The organism is Brevibacterium linens ATCC 9172, assembly GCF_900169165.1.
In the GTDB taxonomy this organism is placed as follows: Bacteria; Actinomycetota; Actinomycetes; order Actinomycetales; family Brevibacteriaceae; genus Brevibacterium; species Brevibacterium linens.
Genome location: NZ_FXYY01000003.1, coordinates 275,586 through 294,304 on the forward strand (window position 1 = coordinate 275,586; position 18,719 = coordinate 294,304).

Genomic DNA, 18,719 nt, shown 5'->3' on the forward strand with positions numbered 1-18,719 from the left:
TTCGACTTTCTCAGACCAACTGCGTGCATCTACCGAGTGATTTGATCCAGGTCACCACGGCGGCACGATCTCCCGGACGAGCGGGAGCAGAAACTGGATTGATATGACAGACAGCGACATACCCGCCTCGACTCGGGACACGACCGCGCAGCAGTCCTCTCCGACTCTGTTCTCGGCCGTCGGACGCAGCTATTTCCCGATCGCCTTCGTCGCCCGCATGCCGTTCGCCATGATCGTCGTCGGTGTCCTCACCCTCGTTGTGGCCGGCCGCGGATCCCTGAGCCTGGGCGGAATCAACTCCGCCATGGTCGGACTCGGCACGGCCCTGTTCGGTTCCTTCATCGGGGCGGCCGCCGATCGTTGGGGGCAGCGCTACGTGCTGCTCATCGCCGGCATCCTCAACTGTGCGGCACTGACCTTCATGGCGTGGGTCGTCTTCAGCCCGCTGCCGGATGTCGTCGTCTTCATCGCCGCCTTCGCGATCGGCGCCACCTCGCCCCAGGTCGCCCCGATGTCGCGGTCACGCATCGTCGACATCGTCATGTCGGTGCTGCCGTCGCCGAGGCGGCCGAAAGTGCTCAATGCCACGATGGCCTACGAATCCGCCGCCGATGAGGTCATCTTCGTCTTCGGGCCCTTCCTCGTCGGACTCTTGGCGACCTTCTTCACCCCGGTTGCCCCCATCATCGGCGCGATCGTGATGACGCTGATCTTCGTCTCCGCCTTCGCACTGCACCCGACGGGGAGGGCGCGGCCGACCGGGAGGTCGAGCAGCCTCGGCGAGCGTGCCCCGGCCAAGGACATGTTCACCCCAGGTGTCTTCGTCATCATCCTCGGCGTCTTCGGCGTCGGAATGGTGTTCGGCTCTACGCTGACCGCCCTGACCGCGCTGACCAACGACATCGGACGACCGGAGGAGGCCGGTCTCATCTACGGGGTCATGGGCATCGGTTCGGCGGTGCTGGCGATCTCTGTGGCGCTCTTCCCCGCATCGTTCGCGCTGTGGGCCCGGCTGCTGTGCTTCGCGCCGATAATGGTCACCGGGTCGATCATCCTCGCGTCGACGGAGTCGATGCCGGTCATCGTCGTGGCACTGCTGCTCATGGGCACGGGAATCGGACCGAGCCTGGTAACCCTGTTCAGCCTCGCTGCCGAACGCGCCCCGCTCGGGCGGTCGGCGACTGTGATGTCGATGGCGGGGTCGGCGATCATCGTCGGCCAATCGGTGTCCTCAGCGGTCAACGGCATCCTCGCCGAGGATCTGGGGACGGCCGTGGCGATGGCTGTTCCGGTGGCCGCCTCGGCGATCGTCCTGTGTGCCGGTGTGCTCAATCTGTTCGTCGACAGACGCGGCGATCGACGAGGCGACAAGCCGTCACGCAGGCGCGTAACAGAGGCCGATGAAGAGATCTGAATCACTCTGATTTTCCGCTTTTTGGGACGGCGTGTCCCAGGCATTGCCAGGTGTGACCACGGCAAAACCGAGGAGTAGGATGTCCGCTGGTCCATCGTGAAGTGCGCCACGGATCGTGGCCTCTCACACCACTACGGAAAGCACACAATGTCTTCAAGCACCTCGACGACCGAGGCCGTCCGCAGCGATACCCGCTTCTTCGGACACCCTCTGCCGCTCATGCAGCTGTTCAGCCTGGAACTGTGGGAGCGATTCTCCTACTACGGGATGAACGGCATCCTCGCCATCTACCTCTACTTCAGCGTCACCGACGGCGGCATGGGGATGGAGCAGGGCACGGCCGTGGGGATCGTCGGTGCCTACGGCGGTGCCGTCTTCCTTGCCACCATCCTCGGCGCCTGGCTCGCCGACCGGCTGGCCGGAGCGGAGAAGGTCCTCTTCTACTCGGCCGTCATCATCATGATCGGCCACATCTGCTTGGCATTCATCCCCGGCTACGGGGGAGTGGCGATCGGCCTCATCCTCGTCGCACTCGGCTCCGGCGGTCTTAAGGCGAACGCCTCGGCACTGGTCGGTGAACTCTACGAAGAGAAGGACCCGCGCCGTGACGCCGGCTTCACCATCTTCTATATGGGCGTGAACATCGGCGCCCTCCTCGGCCCGCTGCTCACCGGTCTGCTGCAGAAGAACATCGGCTTCCACTACGGGTTCGGGGCCGCCGCAATCGGCATGGCCCTGGGCCTCATCATCTACCTCACCGGTCGCAGCAGCCTGCCGCCGGAGTCCCGTGTCGCGGTCAATCCGCTGCCGAAGAACAAGCTCTACCTCTTCTTCGTGGCCGTCGTGGTCGTCGTTCTCCTCTCCGTCATTCTGTGGATGACGACGATCGTCAACCCTGAAAATCTCGATTGGTGGATCGCCGGAGTCTCTGCCGGTGCGGCCGCCTGCTACTTCATCGTCATGTACACCTCGCCGCAGACGAATGGCGACGAGCGCTCCCGCGTCCTTGCCTATATCCCGTTCTTCATCACCGTCGTCATCTTCTGGTCGATGTACCAGCAGATCTTCGGTGTTCTGACCGTTTACTCGGATACGCAGCTCAACCGCTCGATCTTCGGGTGGGAGATGCCGATCAACTGGATCCAGCTGATCCCTGCGTTCTTCGTCATCGTCTTCGCCCCGCTGTTCGCCACGGTGTGGATGAAGCTCGGACCCAAGCAGATCTCGACACCGGTCAAGGCCGGACTGTCTCTCGTGCTCATCGGCATCGGCTTCCTCATGTTCCTGCCCTTCGCTGAGGCCGGTCCCAATGAGACGCCGCTGCTGTGGGTTGCTCTGACCCTAGCCGTGTTCGTCTTCGGTGAGCTGCTCATCTCGCCGGTGGGACTGTCGTTCTCGACGAAGGTCGCACCGAAGGTCTTCCAGTCGCAGATGATCGCCGTGTTCTTCCTCGCCTCGGGTGTGGGAACGGCACTGTCCGGTGTGCTCGGCGGGTATTTCGACACTTCCAATCAGACACCGTACTGGCTCTCTGTCGGCGGTTCGACGGTCGTGCTCGGCCTGCTCGCGCTCACCCTGACGAAGCCGATGCTGAAGCTGCTGCGCGGAATCCGCTGAGTCCGCTGCCGCGCGAACAGTCACCACCGTACGCAGGTCCCTCCGAGTCACCGACTCGGAGGGACCTGCGTCATCCCGGGCGACCATCGCTGACCGAAAGTGTCTCTTCAGCGCGTTGCCGCCGGGCGTCGAGAGGCTGCCCGCCGCGACTCGGACTCTGATGACGGTGTCAGACGCCGATGAAGATGGGCAGCGCGTCAGGGTGGTGGGCGTGGACGATCGTGAGGAACACGAGCGCGTCGAAGAGCAGATGCACCGTGACCGTATAGGGCAGTGACTTCGTGCGAGTGAAGATGAAGGCCTGCACGAGTGCGAAGGGGATCGTCAGCAGCGGCCCGATCGACCGGTAGCCGAGCTCCCAGAGGAACGAGACGAAGATGATCGTGGTGAAGACGTTCGCCGTCCAGAACGAGAAGTGTGTGCGCAGCAGGGCGAAGACCGTGCAGATGAAGAACAGCTCATCCCAGATGCCCACGGCATTGACCCCGAAGAACAGTCGGACGATCTCCGACCAGTTCGTCAGCGGCGGCCAGTTGAGGTAGACCCCGGTGCGCATGAAGTACTGCGGCAGCACCGCCCACGCGACCACGACGACGAAGACCAGCCATGCCCACTCCAGCCGCGACCAGGGTTGGCCGCGCCGCAGCGGGAATTGGATCGTCCGGTCCTGGAAGACGTACCGGGTCACCAGCCACGGGCCGATGACGACGGCGGAGAGCACCACACCCATGCGGGCGATGTTCGTCCAGGAGATATCGGCCTCGACCGAAATCGCCGAGATGAGTGCGAGACAGGCGGCGATGATGCTGAGGTCTCTGGCGAAGCGCCGATTGACACTCCACGCGGTGACCAGAGCAGCGAGCATCGGAACGTACCCGAAGGCGCGGACCTGCGGAAACGTCGTTCCCACACCGAAGAGCACAACTGCCGAGACTGCCAACAGGGCAGCCGCGGCAGCCTCCCAGCTGACCAATTTCAGCTGTGAGGACTCGACGGTTACTGCTCGGTCAGTGTCCACGCTCCACACTGTAGACGAACCCGGCCCGCCCCGCACTGGATGACCCGACGCGACTCGCGCCGTATGGTCCGGTCCCGGCCGCACCGGACCATCGGGCCCGGCCGTATCGAATCGCAAGTAGGATCGAACCGAGGGAAGGACATCATTGGACCCAGAGGACTACTCCGAGCTCATCGCCGATCTGGCGCCGAGTCTGCACACCGAAACGACGCCGCTGCGCACCGCCGCCGGACGCACCACGGTGACGGACATCACAGCCCCGCGATCGGTGCCCGGCTTCGCCGCCTCGGCAATGGATGGGTTCGCCCTCGACGGCGCTGCCCTGAACGCCGCCCGCGACGGCACGTCCATTCGAGTCGTCGGCGACATTCCCGCCGGTCACGGCCCCGTCGCCTTGCAACCGGGATGCGCGGTGCGGGTGATGACGGGAGCTCCCGTGCCCACCGACACCGAGGCGGTCGTTCCCGTCGAGCTCACCGACGCTCAGCAGGCCGGTCCGGCCCCCGAGGCCATCCGGATCGATTCTCTTCCCGAGTCAGTGCCTCCTGGCTGGAACATCCGTGCAATCGGCGAGGACATGAGCCGGGGGGACATCGTCCTGACCGCGGGGGAGCGGATCACCTCGGCCGGGGTCGGCACGCTCGCGATGCTCGGCATCACCGAGATCGGCGTCGTCCGCAGGCCCCGCATCGGCCTGATCGTCACTGGTGACGAAATCCAGGGTGCTGATCGGTCGGATGGGACCCTCACCGAGGCGGCCGCCGCCTCGGTGTTCAACTCGAACCTGCCGATGCTCGCCTCTGCCGTCCGCGGCTTCGGCGCCGAACCCATCGAAGCCACGAGCAGCGATGATGTCGACGAGCTGCGCCACAGACTTATGTCGATGCGGACTGAGGCCGACCTCGTCGTGACGACCGGCGGGATCAGCGCAGGTGCCTTCGAGGTCGTTCGCCAGACTCTGGAACCCGACCACTCGACCTTCCGCCGCTTGGACATGCGACCCGGATCCCCGCAGGGCTGCGGGCGATTCGGCACACTGCCGCTCATCCATCTGCCCGGCACACCTCAGGGCGCCTTCGTCGCGTTCCACCTCTTCGTCGGCTCGGTGCTGACAAGGAAGAGCCTGCGGCAGAGATGGCGGAAGGGCATTCTCGCCGGACCCGGCCTGAGGCCACACGCAAACGCCGTCACCGTCCGCCCCGGCAGTTTCACGGAATCGGGGGAGATCCGTGCCGCCGAACGGGCGAGACTCCCGAATTTCGCCGCCGCCGATGTGATCATCAGAATCCCGCGCCGCACCGATTCCCCGCACAGCCCTGAGGAGCTGATCGCGGGTACGGTCATCGACTACCTCGAGTGCTGATGCCCGACACCGGTGCAGACAGTCCGCGAACAGCACAGCCGATTAGGATGGAAGCATGTCCACGTCACGCCTCGCACCCGCCGACCGGGCCCGGTATGCTCGGCAGCTTCGACTGTCCGGGTTCGGTGAGAGCGCGCAGGCGGCGCTGCTCGACTCGCATGTCCTCGTCATCGGCGCCGGGGGGCTCGGCGCTCCGATCCTCAGCTACCTCGCGGCCGTCGGCATCGGCACGATCACCGTGGTCGATCCCGATATCGTCGAGCTGAGCAATCTGCACCGACAGGTCATCCACACCGAGGCGGCCGTCGGCTCTCGTAAGATCGATTCCGCCCGGCAGCGGATGAACGGGATCAACTCGTCGATCGAGGTCCGAACGATTGCCCAGCTGCTCACTGTGGACAACGCTCTCGACCTCTTCGACGGCGTCGACATCGTCGTCGACGGCAGCGACAACTTCGCCACCCGCTACCTTGCCAACGATGCCTGTGAGATTCGCAGGGTCCCACTCGTGTGGGGGACGATCCTCGGCTTCGACGGACAGGTCGCCGTCTTCGACGTCGAACACGGCGCTACCCTGCGCGACCTCTATCCCGAGGTCCCCGCCCCCGGCAGCGTGCCCGACTGCTCGGTCGCCGGAGTCCTCGGCCCCCTGTGCGGAAGCATCGGATCCGCCATGGCGATGGAAGCCATCAAGGTGCTCACCGGAATCGGCACACCGCTGTACAACAGCGTGGCGATCCACAGCAGTCTCGATGCCGGCTGGGAGACCGTCCCGGTGCAGCCGATCCCCGGTCGAACTCCGGTCACCGACCTCGAGATGCATCGCAGCGATTACACCCAGCACACGTTCGACTTGCTCGGCACCGACGACGGCACCGAGGGCGCAGCCGGCACGAACACCGGAGAGAGTCCTCTGGGGCCGGCCGCCGTCACCTGGTCGGAGCTCGACGAGACCTCCGTCCTCGTCGACATCCGCGAGGACGACGAGGTCGCCTCGGGGATGGTCCCCGGCGCCATTCACATTCCGATGGACGAGCTCCTCGCCGACCCCGGCAGGCTGCCCGTCGGGTCGGATCCCATGCAGCAGTCAGGGATCGCACTGTACTGCCGGTCGGGGGTGCGCTCGGCGAAGACCGCAGCACAGCTGCGCTCACAGGGCACCGCGGTGACCTCGGTCAACGGCGGATACCTCGCCTTTCTGTCACAGCCGACCCCGCAGCAGCGCTGACGAGGCGACCACCGGCCGGTCTGCTCAGAACCTCACCCGCCGGCGAACGGCGGGAGGACATCGACGGTGTCACCATCGGCCAAGTGCACCGACTTATCGGTCGCGGCCACGGAATTGACGAGGAAGCTCGAGCGCGACAGCACGGTCGCGGCTTGGGTACCGGCCGCCTCGGCGAGGGTCGTGACGAGCTCATCGACGGTCTCGGCATTCATCTGTGATTCGCGGGCGCCGAAGGCCTCGCGGGCTGCGGCGAAGAACCGAACGGTGATGGTGGGCACTTATCCTCCGATGGCGCTCATGGGACGCTGTGGCTGCTCGAACGAATCCGTGTCCATCCCGTGACCGGCGAGCTTCTTCCAATGCGCACCCTTCCACAGGTTCGCAATCGAATCGTCCGAGGCCCCCTCGCGCATCGCGGTGAGCAGATCGACCTCGGTGTGGGAGAACAGGCAGGTGCGCACACGACCCTCTGCGGTCAGCCGCGTGCGGGTGCAGTCCGCACAGAACGGACGCGTGACAGAAGCGATGATTCCGACGGTGCCGAGGATCGTATCGGGACGGCGTCGATCGGCGACGAGGAACTTCTCCGCCGGGGCGCCGTTGCGCGGAGCCGAATCCGGGGTGAGTACGAAGCGGGGCTCGAGGAGGGCGAAGATGTCCGCGGCGGTGATCATCGACGTTCGATCCCAGGAATGTCCGGCATCCAGGGGCATCTGCTCGATGAACCGCAGACTCAGATCCTGCTCGAGGCACCACTGCAGCAGATCCGGAGCCTGTGCATCGTTGACGCCGGGCAGCAGCACGGCATTGATCTTCACGGGCTCGAGGCCGGCGGCCTTCGCCCCGTCGATGCCCTCGAGCACCCGTTTGAGGAACGGACGTCGGGTCATGGACTCGAAGGTTTCCGGATCGATCGTGTCGAGAGAGACGTTGATGCGATCGAGTCCCGCGTCCTTCAGCCGTGCGGCGCGTTTGTCGAGCCCGATCGCGTTCGTCGTCAGTGCGATGTTCGGTCGCGGCTCCAGTGCCGCAACGCCGGCGATGATCTCGTTGATGTCCTTGCGTGTCAGGGGTTCGCCGCCGGTGAACCGGACCTGGTCGACGCCGAACTTCTCTACCGCGATGCGGACGAAGCGGACGATCTCGTCGCCGGTCATCGCGGAATCGCGGGACATGAACTCGACGCCTTCCTCCGGCATGCAGTAGGTGCAGCGCAGGTTGCAGAAGTCCGTGAGGGAGATGCGGAGGTCGCGAGCGCGGCGATCGAAGGTGTCGAGCAGTGCGTCCTCGGTGTGGCCGGTGAACTCCTCGCCCGGGTCGACCGTCGGAGTTCTGAGCACCGGCATGGGCAGGCCGATCTTCTCCATTGCGTCATCCTCCTTGAAAAGCGTGTCGATATCATCGTCCCATGACTACTGCGAAGATGCACCGTGAGCGGATATCCGAGATGATCGCGCCCCTGACCGGTCCGGTGAGCCTGCCGCTGAGTTCTCTGCTGGAGACGCCGAGGCGGCTGACCGCCGATGTGGAATCGCCGATCGATGTCCCCGGCTTCGACAACTCGAGCATGGACGGCTACGCCCTGGCCGCCGCCACCGTCGACGAGATGCGCGACCGCCCGATTCCCGTGCACGGGCGTGTCGCTGCCGGTGCACACGGTCAGCCGGTGCTGCCGGGCACTGCAGTGGAGATCATGACCGGGGCGCCGCTGCCTGCGGGCACCGATATGGTCGTCAAGATCGAGGACACCTCCCCGGGACGCTTCGGAGCCGATGCCATCACCCTCGACGCTCGTGCAGAACCACGCCCGGGAACCTTCGTCCGACGCCGCGGATCCGACGTCCGCACCGGTCAGACCGTGCTGAGTGCGGGCACCTTGCTGACACCGGCCCACCTCGGCGTGGCCGCCGCGTGTGGGGTGAACCAACTTCCGGTGCTCGGTCTCCCGCGCGTGCTCGTCGTGAGCACGGGTGATGAGATCGCCGCTGACGCGGCCGCCGGGATCAACGACGCGAACTCCGTGACGCTGAACGCCGGGCTGCGTCGCCTCGGCGTCGATACCGAGGCGACGTTCGTCCCCGACGACCCACAGCAGCTGCTCGACCGAGTCCGCGACAGCGATGCGGAGCTCGTCATCTCCACCGGGGGCATCTCGAAGGGAGCGCACGAAGTCGTCAAGCTCGCGGCCGACCTCGATGCGGATTCTTCGATGACCTTCGAACCGATCGCCATGCAGCCCGGGGGACCGCAGGGCTGCGGACGCCTGGCCGATCATGCGTGGGTCGCGCTGCCGGGCAACCCGGTGAGCACACTCATCAGCTTCGAACTCTTCATCCGGCCCGCCCTGCTCGGACTGGCCGACCACGAACCGCCCCGCGAGGCCGGCCTCCACCGACTGGCACACGGATTCGACGAAGCCCCTCCGGCCGGAAAGCTGCAGGTGCGCCGCGCCAGACTCACCGACGCCGGCCTCGAATTCGTCGGCGACTCCCGGTCCCACCTGCTCCACAGCTATGCCGAAGCCACGCACCTCGTCTTCGTCTCACCCGAGGACGCGGGAGCAGACGATCCGTTCTCAGCTGTGGGAGATAGGCTGTTGACGTGGAAGATCGCATGAAACTCAGCCACGTCGACGCATCCGGAACCGCCCAGATGGTCGATGTCGGCGACAAGGACGTCACGAAGCGCCGAGCCGTTGCCTCCGGCCTCATCACCACTCGTGCCGAGGTCATCGACCTCATCGCCGAGGCGGGGCTTCCCAAGGGCGATGCTCTGCCCGTGGCCCGCATCGCCGCCGTCATGGGCGCCAAGCGCACCAGCGACCTCATCCCGCTGTGCCATCCGCTGCCCCTGACGGGAATCGACGTGGAGTTCGAACTCCGCGAGGACGCGGTGGCCATCACCGCCGCGGTGAAGACCGTGTCGAAGACAGGCGTCGAAATGGAAGCCCTGACGGCTGTGACCACGGCCGCGCTGGCGATCTTCGACATGATCAAGGCCGTCGACAACCAGGCCGTCATCAGCGACATCAAGGTCGTCGAGAAGACCGGCGGAAAGAGCGGAGATTGGACGCGAGAGTCATGAGCACCGGCACAGTCGTGACCACGGGAGTCATCGAGTCCCCGATTTCGACCCAGGAACTCGAACCCCAGGTCCTCACGGAGACCTGCGGTGCCGTCGTCAGCTTCTCCGGAGTCATCCGCGACCACGACGAGGGTCGGGGAGTCGCTCGTCTGCACTACGAATCCCACCCCCTGGCCTCCACCCAGATCGCCGAGGTGGCTGCGGACATCGCCGCCCGGCACCCTGCGGTCAGGCTCTCCGTCGTCCACCGCGTCGGCGACCTCGAGATCGGCGATGTGGCACTGGCCGCAGTCGTCGCCTCAGCCCATCGGAAGGACTCCTTCCTCGCCTGCTGCGAACTCATCGACGAGGTCAAGGCTCGGGTGGCGATCTGGAAGCATCAGCACTTCAGCGATGGCAGTGACGAATGGGTAGGAGCCCTCGAATGACCCGACTGCGGATCAGCGAAGCGGCACGGTTCCTCGGCGTCAGCGATGACACCGTGCGCCGGTGGGTCGCCGACGGTCGACTGTCCCAGCACAAGGACGCCTCGAATCGGGCGGTCGTCGACGGCAGTGAGCTCGCCGCTCTCGCTCAATCGTCCTCCGAGGCTCTGCCGGACCCCAGCGGAGTCGTCAGCTCCTCACGCAACCGCTTCGCCGGTCTCGTCACGGACGTCAGCATCGACGGAGTGATGGCCCAGGTCAGCATGCAGTGCGGTCCCTTCCGCGTGGTGTCGCTGATGTCGGCCGAAGCCTGCCGCGAACTCGGGCTCGAGCCGGGCAGACTTGCGACCGCCTCGGTGAAGGCGACGATGGTGTCGATCGACACCGTTCCGAGTTCATGAGGACCGGCCGTGCCTGGCAGAACGCGAGCGTAGAGTCTCATAATCGGAGCTGAAGTCGACACGGAGTCGCATTTGCGGGTTCAATAGGAGTATGAAGAAAACCTTGCTGGGGCTCTGCACCGTCGCAGCCCTGACCCTGACCGCCTGTTCATCGGGATCGGATCCGCACGCCGAGGCGGACGAACCGGAGGAGATCACCGTCTTCGCCGCCGCTTCGCTCACCGAAGTCTTCGACGACATCGCCGATGAGTACACCGCCACCGATCCGAATGCACCAGACGTGAAGTTCTCTTTCGCCGGTTCCTCCGACCTCGTCTCGCAGATCTCCGAAGGCGCCCCCGCCGACGTCATCGCCACCGCCGATGAGAAGACGATGGACACGCTCGCCTCCGACGATCTGCTTGCCGGCGAGCCCGAAATGTTCGCTTCGAACACGCTCACCCTGGCCGTGGCCGCGGGAAATCCGCAGGCGATCACGAGCTCCAAGGACTTTTCCGGCAATGACCTCGTCGTCTGCGCGCCTCAAGTGCCCTGCGGGGCCGCAACTCAGAAGTGGGCCGACCTCAACGACGTCGCACTCGATCCGGTCAGCGAAGAGAACTCGGTCACCGATGTGCTCGGCAAGGTCAGCGCCGGACAGGCCGACGCCGGAATCGTCTACGTCACCGATATCGCCCGTGGAGGCGGCAAGGTCGAACAGGTCGATCTCGACGGCGCCGACAAGGTCATCAACAAGTACCCGGCCGCCACTGTCAGAGCCAGCGAGAACCAGGACCAAGCCGATGACTTCGTGAAGTTCCTCGGTTCCGACACGGCCCAGAAGCTGCTGCGCGACGCCGGATTCGCTGCGGGCTGACCATGCCTGCGCCTGCTCCGATGCGTCGCGAGACGTCCCCGGTTCGACCCCCGCGGCGGCCCAGATCGGAATCGCTCGTCCCCGGCTGGCTGTGGGTGCCCGCCGTCATCGGAATCGTCTTCCTGCTCCTGCCGATCATCGGCATGCTCACTCGGGTCGATGCCCAGAGTCTGCTCGCCGTGATCACGGCCGAGGAATCCCGCCTGGCGATGAGGCTGTCCCTGCTGACCTCGGTGACCTCGGCACTCATCAGCGTCGTCATCGGCTTCCCCCTCGGGTACCTGCTCGCCACTCGGCGGTTCCCCGGCCAGCGCATCGTGCGCACCCTCATCCTGCTGCCTCTCGTGCTGCCGCCGGTGGTCAGCGGTCTCGCGCTGCTCTACACCTGGGGTCGGTCGGCCATCCTCGGCGGAGGGCTCGAAGCGGCGGGCCTCAGTCTCGCCTACACCACCTCGGCGGTGATCATGGCGCAGGTCTTCGTGTCCCTGCCGTTCATGGTCATGTCCGTCGAGACCGCCACCGCGGGCCTCGGACGCCGCTATGAACTCACCGCGGCCGAGCTCGGTGCGAAACCCAATCGTGTGTTCTTCACGGTCACTCTGCCGCTGCTCCGACACGGAATCGTCGCGGGCGCCGTGCTGTGCTTCGCCCGTTCACTCGGCGAGTTCGGGGCCACACTGACCTTCGCCGGATCGCTGTCCGGCGTCACCCGGACGATGCCCCTGCAGATCTATCTCGTCCGCGAATCCGACCCGCAGGCGGCCATCGGCCTCTCGCTCCTGCTCATCGTCATCGCCGTGCTCATCATCATCGTCGCCTACCGGTCCCCGCACGCTCCCCGGCTGAGATCCCCTAACACCGCCCCGACCCCCAACCCCGCCGAGGCGGTCCCATCCGCCCTCGACGACGCCCCGAAACGCGGGGGAGCGACCGAACCGAAGCCGCGGTCCGTGGGACCTGCGAGACCTGCACAGAGCATCAGGGCCGAAGTCCAGCTGACTGCCCGCGGAATCGATCTGGATCTGACTTCCGCGCTGCCGGGGACCACTGCGATCATCGGCCGCAACGGGGCCGGAAAATCCACCCTGTTCCAGGTGCTCACCGGCGCCCTGGTGCCTGATTCGGGACGGCTGCGTCTCGGGGACGACACGGTCTTCGACATCGCTGCCGGACTGTGGCCGCCGGTCCACGACCGCGGAATCGTCCATCTCGCACAGAGCCCCCTCCTGTTCCCCCACCTGAGCGTCATCGACAACGTCGGATTCGGTCTGCGGGCTCACGGTGCGACTCGCCGCGTCGCACGTGAACAGGCGCAGGCGATGCTCGACCGCCTCGGCGTGGGACAGTGCGCGCACCGCAGACCCGACGCCGTCTCCGGGGGACAGGCCGCCCGCATCGCGCTTGCCCGTGCGCTCGTCGTCGAACCGAAGCTGCTGCTGCTCGACGAACCGCTGGCCGCACTCGACGTGGATGTCGCTGTCGAGACCCGTCGGGTGCTGTCCCGGCTGCTGAGCGGGCGCAGCGCACTGCTGGTCACCCACGACGTCGATGACGTCACCGCTCTGGCCGAGTCGCTGGTCCTGGTGGAGAGCGGCACCGTCGTCCACTCGGCTCCCGTCGGACAGGTCGACCCCGAAGCCGCAGGTGAGGGCGCCGAATTCCTCGCCAGCTTTTGCATGCGGGACCGTGACGGAATAGTGTGCAATCAGTCACAGTGAAAATTGGCATGCAAGGGAGCACACCGCAGTGTCCGAATTGTCCTACTCGTCGGGAACATCGACGGAACCGCTGCTCGGGATCACCATCGCCGAGCACATCAAACGCACCGCCGCGAGGAATCCCGAAGCGCTGGCATTGGTCGACCGGCATTCGAATCGGAGGTGGACGTACTCCGACTTCGATCGTGACACCGACGCACTGGCCATCGGCCTTCTCGAACGTGGAGTGAAGAAGGGCGACCGGGTCGGCATCTGGGCGCAGAACGTCGGCGAATGGGCGCTCGTGCAGTATGCCACGGCGAAGATCGGAGCGATCCTGGTCAACGTCAACCCCGCCTACCGCAGCCACGAACTCGAGTTCGTCGTCGAACAGTCCGGAATGAGCCTGATGATCTCGCAGATCGTCGCACCCCCGCACTCGGACTTCCACGCCATCGCCACCGAGGTGGCCGCCAAGGTCCCCAGCCTCGATCTCGTCTTCCTCGACACGGTCTCCGCAGACCTCATCGGCGGTGTCACGGTCGGCGAGCGCGAATCCTTCGCTCACCTCATCGGGCAGGGCCGCGAGATGCTCGACGACGAACGGGCGAAGTACGCGGTGCGGCTGCAGCAGGTCATCGACGACCTCTCGGCCGATGATCCGATCAACATTCAGTACACCTCCGGCACGACCGGGTTCCCCAAGGGTGTGACCCTCAGTCACCACAACATCCTCAACAACGGCTTCTTCATCGGCGAGATGCTCTCGTACACCCCCGCCGACACCGTGGTCGTTCCCGTGCCGTACTACCACTGCTTCGGTATGGTCATCGGCAACCTCGCCGCGCTGAGCCACGGCTCGGCGGTCGTGCTGCCGTCACCGGCCTTCGACCCGGTGGCGACGATGTCGGCGGTCACCGAGGAGAAAGCCACATCGCTCTATGGTGTGCCGACGATGTTCATCGCCGAACTCGAGCACCCGCAGTTCGCAGAATTCGACTTCTCGACTCTGCGCACCGGCGTGATGGCAGGATCGCCGTGCCCGGTGAACACGATGCGCCGAGTCATCGACGATATGAACATGTCCGAGGTCGCCATCTGCTACGGCATGACCGAGACCTCGCCGGTGTCGATGATGACGCGTGTCGACGACTCCCTGCAGAAGCGCACCGAGACCGTCGGCCGGGTCATGCCGCACCTGGAGATCAAGATCGCCGACCCCGTCACCGGGCAGACCGTTCCGCGCGGCCAGAAAGGCGAATTCTGCACTCGCGGCTACGCGGTGATGCTCGGCTACTGGAATCAGCCGGACAAGACGGCCGAGACGATCGACGCTGCCCGGTGGATCCACACCGGCGACCTGGCCATCATGGACGATGACGGCTACGTCGACATCTCCGGACGGATCAAGGACATGGTCATCCGCGGAGGCGAGAACATCTATCCGCGCGAGGTCGAGGAGTTCCTCTACCACCATCCAGCGATCCGCGACGTCCAGGTCGTCGGCATCTCCGACGAGAAGTACGGCGAAGAACTCATGGCGTGGGTGATCCTGAAGGACGGCTTCGACTCGCTCACCGCCGACGAGGTCCGTGAGTTCTGCTCCGGCAAGCTCGCCCACTTCAAGATCCCACGCTATGTCGAGGTTCGCGAATCGTTCCCGATGACGGTGTCGGGCAAGATCCGCAAAGTCGAGCTGCGCCGAGAAGGCGAAGAGCTCACTCACTCGGCCGGAGCCTGAGGGCAACGGGCGCGGTCCCGGCAGGGGCTGGGGTCGCGAACAGACCCTGCCGCGACCATGTATCGTTCACAGAGGAGACGGCCATGAAGGAGCGCACCAATGCCACAGCCTCAACTCAGCCCCACACCGGTCCGAGTCGTGAAGAACGTCGATCGCGAACGGTTCGAACTCTTCTCCGAAGAGACCCCGGGGGAGTTCATCGGGTTCCTCGCCTACCAGGTCATCGATGAGCACACCCTGGAGCTGCAGCACACGATCATCTCCGAAGGCTACTCCCGCCGCGGTTTCGCCCGCACTCTCGTCACCCGGGTGCTCGACCTCCTCCGTGCGGATGGGACGTCCATTGTGCCCACCTGTTCCTATGTGCAGGACTACCTCGAACGGTTCCCGCAGTACGGCGACCTCGCAGCCGATCAGTGACCGGCACACACTCAGTCGGCGGAGCCGGGCGTTTCGCTCCGAGCCCGAGCGGTGACCTCCACATCGGCAATATCCGCACCGGACTGCTCAGCTATGTGCGTGCCCGGCAGACGGGCCGCCGGTTCCTGTGGCGGGTCGAAGACCTCGATCGGGTGAAGACCGGCGCGGCCGACTCGCAGCTCGAGGTCTTCGCCGACCTCGGAGTCGTTCCCGACGAGCGTCCCCTTGTCCAGTCCGCACGCACCGCGGAATACTCGGACGCGATTGCGAGGCTGGCAGCCGACGGTCTCGTCTACGAATGCTATTGCTCACGCAAGGACATCGCCCAGGCCCCGAGCGCGCCCCATGCACCACCCGGGGCGTATCCCGGGACCTGTCGCAGTCTCGGCGAGGGAGAGCGGGAATCGGCCCGACGGAGACTCGAGGCGAACAACCGGCAGCCGGCGCTGCGTCTGCGCACGGACAACCGAGAGCACAGCATCACCGATGTGCTGCTGGGCCGAGTGGAGGCCCTTGTCGACGATCTCGTGCTGCGGCGAGGCGACGGCGTCTACGCCTACAACCTCACCGTTGTCGTCGATGATGCAGCGAGCGGAATCGACGAGATCCTGCGCGGGGACGATCTGGCCTCTTCTGCACCGCGGCAGGCATATCTGGCACAGCTGTTGGGTCTGCCCGCACCGGGCTGGGTCCATGTGCCCCTGGTGCTCAACGACAGCGGCCAGCGGCTGGCCAAACGCGACGGCGCGGTGACCTATCAGCAGCTGCGCAGCCTCGGGTGGAGCGTCGAGGACGTCTTCGCCTGGATGCAGCAGTCACTCGGGTTCGACGGTACCGGCTCCCGGTGGAGGTCCGTCGATGACATGATCAGGAGTGTCGACTTCACCGGGATGCCGACCGCCCCGACGGTCTTCGTCCCACCTGTGGGTGGTTAGGCCCGCGTTCGTCAGGCCGCCTGTTCGTCAGCTCGCGTGGCCGTCAGGCCGCGGACGAGTCGGCGGCGTCTCGGATGACTCCGTCGTAGATGGATTCGAAGGTGTCGAGCGTGTATTCGATATCGTGTTTGGCCACGACGTCGAGCGACGCTTTCGACATGTCATCGAGATCGGCTTCGGGCATCCGGCAGATGCGGGTGAAGCGATCGGCCAGGGCGTCGGTGTCGCGCGGCGGGAACAGATACCCGTTGACTCCGTCGCGGACGAGGTGCGGCAGGGCCACCGCATCGGCAACGACCACGGGTTTGCGCGAGGCCAGCGCCTCCAGCGTGGCGATGGACTGCAGCTCAGCGGTCGAGGGCATACAGAAGAAGGTGCAGCGCTGGTAGGCGTCCATGAGCGCCTTGTCGCTGATCTTTCCGAGCACATGCACTCGGTCGGCGATGCCGAGTTCCTCCGCCAGGTGCTTCAGCGGTTCCTCCTGGTCACCGCCGCCGACGATATCGGCTTCGAGCCCCAACTCCGGATCGGTCTTCGCCACTGCCTCGACGATGTCTGCGGCATGCTTCTCCGAGGAGAGGCGACCGACGAAGAGGACGCGCGGGGGAACGGCCCGTGACTGGGCGCAGTCGAGTTCGCGCAGATGAGCGAAGCGTTCCAGATCGATCCCGCACGAGACCGCTCGGATGGGAGAGGAGAAGCCGTTCTCGGTGAGCAGATCGGCCGCCAACTGTGTGGGCACCGTGATGAAGTCAGCGGACTGGAACTTCCGGCGCAGATCCCACCAGGCGATGGCGGTGCCGCCGTCGAGAACGGGCTTCGGAGCTCTGAGGTAGGGACGGACGTTGTCGGGCATGAAATGGTTCGTGGCCACGACGGGGATAGCCCGCCTGATCGATTCGGAGAAGGCAAAGCGGCCGATGACGAAGTGAGCCTGTGTATGCACGACATCGGGACGGATGCTGTCGAGGAGTCGGGAGAGTTCGGGCTTCGTCTCCCACGGTATGCAGATCATCCACGTCGGGTGCAACGGCCAGCGGTGAGCGGTGAGTCGGTGAACGGTGACCCCGTTCTCGACGCTGACCGAGGGTTTGCCTGTCGCCGAAGGGCAGGCGACATGGACATCGTTGCCGCGGGCGGCGAGGCCTGCGGCGAGCCGTTCGGCGAACTTCGCGGCACCGTTGACTTCGGGGGCGTACGTCTCTGCCGGAATGAGGATTCGGCGTTTCGGAGTGGGACGGTGCGCAGACAGGATTCAGCTCTCCTCGGTGTCGGTCATGGTGTCGGAACGGCGGGCGTTCCTGCGCTGAGCTTCTCGATCTCTGACATCGGGATGATACCGCGACAATACAACGACGGCTGCGCAGGCGACCAATCCGGTGAGCGTGATGGTCAGGATCAGCCAGATGGGGGAGTGGGCCGCCTCGCCGAGGACGATGGTGCCCAGGATGACGGCACCGATCGGGTCGATGACTGTCAGCCCGGCGATGACCATCTCCGGAGGGCCCGCCGCATAGGAGTTCTGGACGAACAGGGAACCGAGGGCAACCGCCGCCACCAGTGCTGCGACGTTGATCCAGGTGACCTGGTCGATGCCGGCCCGGAGGAACTGGACGCTGACCAGGTGGGCGTTCGTCGCCACACAGGCGAAGAGCAGTCCGGCCGCGATGATGAGAACCAGCTGCGGGGCATGACGGAAGACGAGGACGATCACCAGGCCGATCGCGACGGCGATGGCGGTGATCCAGAACAGGGGCATGGCATCGGCGCCGAGGTGGACCTCCGACTGTGCGGTCGTGGCCGAGAGCGCGACGAAGGCCGTCACCCCGGCGGTGCACCAGACGACGGACTGGACGAGTCGTCTGTTGACCTTGAGGCCGCGGTGACGGACGCCGAGCAGCACGGAGACGATGAGTGAGAATGCCCCGATCGGCTGGACGACCATCACCGGGGCCAGGGCCAGGGCGACGAAATTGCCCGCCGTTCCCACGCCGAGGATGGTCAGCCCGAGCAGCCAACGGCGGTTGCGGAGCAGGTCGGTGAAATGTGCCCAGCTCAGTCCGTTGTGGGAGTCATCCTGCCCGGCAACGGCTTCGTGCTGATACAAGGCGCCATAGGCCAGTGCCACGGCCGCGAGGACGGCGAGGGCGATTGCCGCTATGGTCACGATGAGTCTTCCGGTTTCGACGGTGCAGTTCTGGGGTGGGGATCGCTTTGAGTCTATCGCGCAGGACGGCGGTGAAGATGGCCGCGGACTGTGTTTGTCCTGACTGTAAGGCAACCCTGCGGCAACGGGTGGGGAAACCCTCAATGCTGTGGCCGAAGCACCCTCCACGCTGTGAGCTAAAGCACTTGTCTTGGTTTTGTTCGTCGGCCGGGAGGTTTGCTAAGCTGGAACACACATCCGCAGGAAACTGCGGTATTCCTCCGTAGCTCAGTTGGCAGAGCATTCGACTGTTAATCGAAGGGTCGCTGGTTCGAGCCCAGCCGGGGGAGCAGCAAAGGCCCCGTCCATCATGG

The 18,719-nt window shown here is 65.5% G+C and carries 18 protein-coding genes and 1 tRNA gene; 14 read left to right on the forward strand and 5 right to left on the reverse strand.

Features of this window, described 5'->3' with window-relative positions:
- The first annotated feature begins 103 nt into the window (after window positions 1–103).
- Window positions 104–1,414, forward strand: coding sequence for an MFS transporter (locus BLIN9172_RS04420; RefSeq protein WP_101553994.1), 1,311 nt, complete (start codon window positions 104–106; stop codon window positions 1,412–1,414).
- A gap of 147 nt (window positions 1,415–1,561) precedes the next feature.
- A complete protein-coding gene (locus BLIN9172_RS04425; RefSeq protein WP_101553995.1) occupies window positions 1,562–3,031 on the forward strand; it encodes a peptide MFS transporter in 1,470 nt (489 codons plus the stop codon).
- A 169-nt stretch (window positions 3,032–3,200) separates the two neighbouring features.
- Here the strand turns inward: BLIN9172_RS04425 and BLIN9172_RS04430 are convergent, their stop codons facing one another.
- The gene (locus BLIN9172_RS04430) at window positions 3,201–4,049 is read right to left on the reverse strand and encodes a CPBP family intramembrane glutamic endopeptidase (protein ID WP_240811980.1); all 849 of its coding nucleotides are present in this window, start codon (window positions 4,047–4,049) and stop codon (window positions 3,201–3,203) included.
- 145 nt (window positions 4,050–4,194) lie between these two features.
- Between BLIN9172_RS04430 and BLIN9172_RS04435 the strand changes: the two genes are divergently transcribed.
- Together BLIN9172_RS04435 and BLIN9172_RS04440 are read left to right on the forward strand one after the other, a co-directional pair.
- Entirely contained in the window at window positions 4,195–5,412 is a 1,218-nt protein-coding gene (locus BLIN9172_RS04435) for a molybdopterin molybdotransferase MoeA (RefSeq protein ID WP_101553997.1), read from the forward strand.
- Between the two features lie 55 nt (window positions 5,413–5,467).
- Complete coding sequence (locus BLIN9172_RS04440) at window positions 5,468–6,640, forward strand: ThiF family adenylyltransferase (RefSeq protein ID WP_101553998.1); 1,173 nt, start codon at window positions 5,468–5,470, stop codon at window positions 6,638–6,640.
- A gap of 32 nt (window positions 6,641–6,672) precedes the next feature.
- On the opposite strand, the gene BLIN9172_RS04445 is transcribed toward BLIN9172_RS04440, so the two are convergent.
- Window positions 6,673–6,918 carry a MoaD/ThiS family protein gene (locus BLIN9172_RS04445; protein WP_101553999.1) on the reverse strand — a complete coding sequence of 82 codons (246 nt, stop codon included), beginning with the start codon at window positions 6,916–6,918 and terminating at the stop codon, window positions 6,673–6,675.
- Window positions 6,919–8,007, reverse strand: coding sequence for a GTP 3',8-cyclase MoaA (moaA, locus tag BLIN9172_RS04450; RefSeq protein WP_101554000.1), 1,089 nt, complete (start codon window positions 8,005–8,007; stop codon window positions 6,919–6,921).
- A 41-nt stretch (window positions 8,008–8,048) separates the two neighbouring features.
- On the opposite strand from moaA, the gene BLIN9172_RS04455 reads away from it, so the two are divergent.
- The 9 genes from BLIN9172_RS04455 to gluQRS all read left to right on the forward strand — a co-directional run bounded on the left by BLIN9172_RS04455 (window position 8,049) and on the right by gluQRS (window position 16,199).
- Window positions 8,049–9,257: a molybdopterin molybdotransferase MoeA gene (locus BLIN9172_RS04455; protein WP_240811981.1), complete on the forward strand. Its 1,209-nt coding sequence runs from the start codon at window positions 8,049–8,051 to the stop codon at window positions 9,255–9,257.
- Window positions 9,254–9,724: a cyclic pyranopterin monophosphate synthase MoaC gene (gene moaC / locus BLIN9172_RS04460; RefSeq protein WP_101554002.1), complete on the forward strand. Its 471-nt coding sequence runs from the start codon at window positions 9,254–9,256 to the stop codon at window positions 9,722–9,724. The genes BLIN9172_RS04455 and moaC overlap by 4 nt, the downstream gene beginning before the upstream one ends.
- Window positions 9,721–10,152, forward strand: a complete 432-nt coding sequence (locus BLIN9172_RS04465) for a molybdenum cofactor biosynthesis protein MoaE (RefSeq protein WP_101554003.1) — start codon at window positions 9,721–9,723, stop codon at window positions 10,150–10,152. Before moaC ends, BLIN9172_RS04465 begins: the two co-directional genes overlap by 4 nt.
- Complete coding sequence (locus BLIN9172_RS04470) at window positions 10,149–10,550, forward strand: TOBE domain-containing protein (protein ID WP_101554004.1); 402 nt, start codon at window positions 10,149–10,151, stop codon at window positions 10,548–10,550. Before BLIN9172_RS04465 ends, BLIN9172_RS04470 begins: the two co-directional genes overlap by 4 nt.
- 91 nt (window positions 10,551–10,641) lie before the next feature.
- The gene (gene modA / locus BLIN9172_RS04475; protein ID WP_205751026.1) at window positions 10,642–11,406 is read left to right on the forward strand and encodes a molybdate ABC transporter substrate-binding protein; all 765 of its coding nucleotides are present in this window, start codon (window positions 10,642–10,644) and stop codon (window positions 11,404–11,406) included.
- Window positions 11,407–11,426: 20 nt separating this feature from the next.
- Window positions 11,427–13,124, forward strand: a complete 1,698-nt coding sequence (locus BLIN9172_RS04480; protein WP_101554005.1) for an ABC transporter permease — start codon at window positions 11,427–11,429, stop codon at window positions 13,122–13,124.
- Between the two features lie 28 nt (window positions 13,125–13,152).
- Window positions 13,153–14,844, forward strand: a complete 1,692-nt coding sequence (locus BLIN9172_RS04485; RefSeq protein ID WP_101554006.1) for an AMP-binding protein — start codon at window positions 13,153–13,155, stop codon at window positions 14,842–14,844.
- Between the two features lie 99 nt (window positions 14,845–14,943).
- Window positions 14,944–15,264: a GNAT family N-acetyltransferase gene (locus BLIN9172_RS04490; RefSeq protein WP_101554007.1), complete on the forward strand. Its 321-nt coding sequence runs from the start codon at window positions 14,944–14,946 to the stop codon at window positions 15,262–15,264.
- A complete protein-coding gene (gene gluQRS / locus BLIN9172_RS04495) occupies window positions 15,261–16,199 on the forward strand; it encodes a tRNA glutamyl-Q(34) synthetase GluQRS (protein ID WP_101554008.1) in 939 nt (312 codons plus the stop codon). The genes BLIN9172_RS04490 and gluQRS overlap by 4 nt, the downstream gene beginning before the upstream one ends.
- Before the next feature lie 43 nt (window positions 16,200–16,242).
- Here gluQRS and BLIN9172_RS04500 read toward each other — a convergent pair whose 3' ends face one another.
- Both BLIN9172_RS04500 and BLIN9172_RS04505 read right to left on the reverse strand, forming a co-directional pair.
- Window positions 16,243–17,454 (reverse strand): glycosyltransferase, encoded by a 1,212-nt coding sequence (locus BLIN9172_RS04500; RefSeq protein WP_308297938.1) that lies wholly within the window; start codon window positions 17,452–17,454, stop codon window positions 16,243–16,245.
- Window positions 17,455–18,366, reverse strand: coding sequence for a DMT family transporter (locus BLIN9172_RS04505; RefSeq protein WP_240812193.1), 912 nt, complete (start codon window positions 18,364–18,366; stop codon window positions 17,455–17,457).
- Between the two features lie 256 nt (window positions 18,367–18,622).
- On the opposite strand from BLIN9172_RS04505, the gene BLIN9172_RS04510 reads away from it, so the two are divergent.
- Window positions 18,623–18,695: transfer RNA gene (locus BLIN9172_RS04510), tRNA-Asn, on the forward strand.
- Window positions 18,696–18,719: the final 24 nt, after the last annotated feature.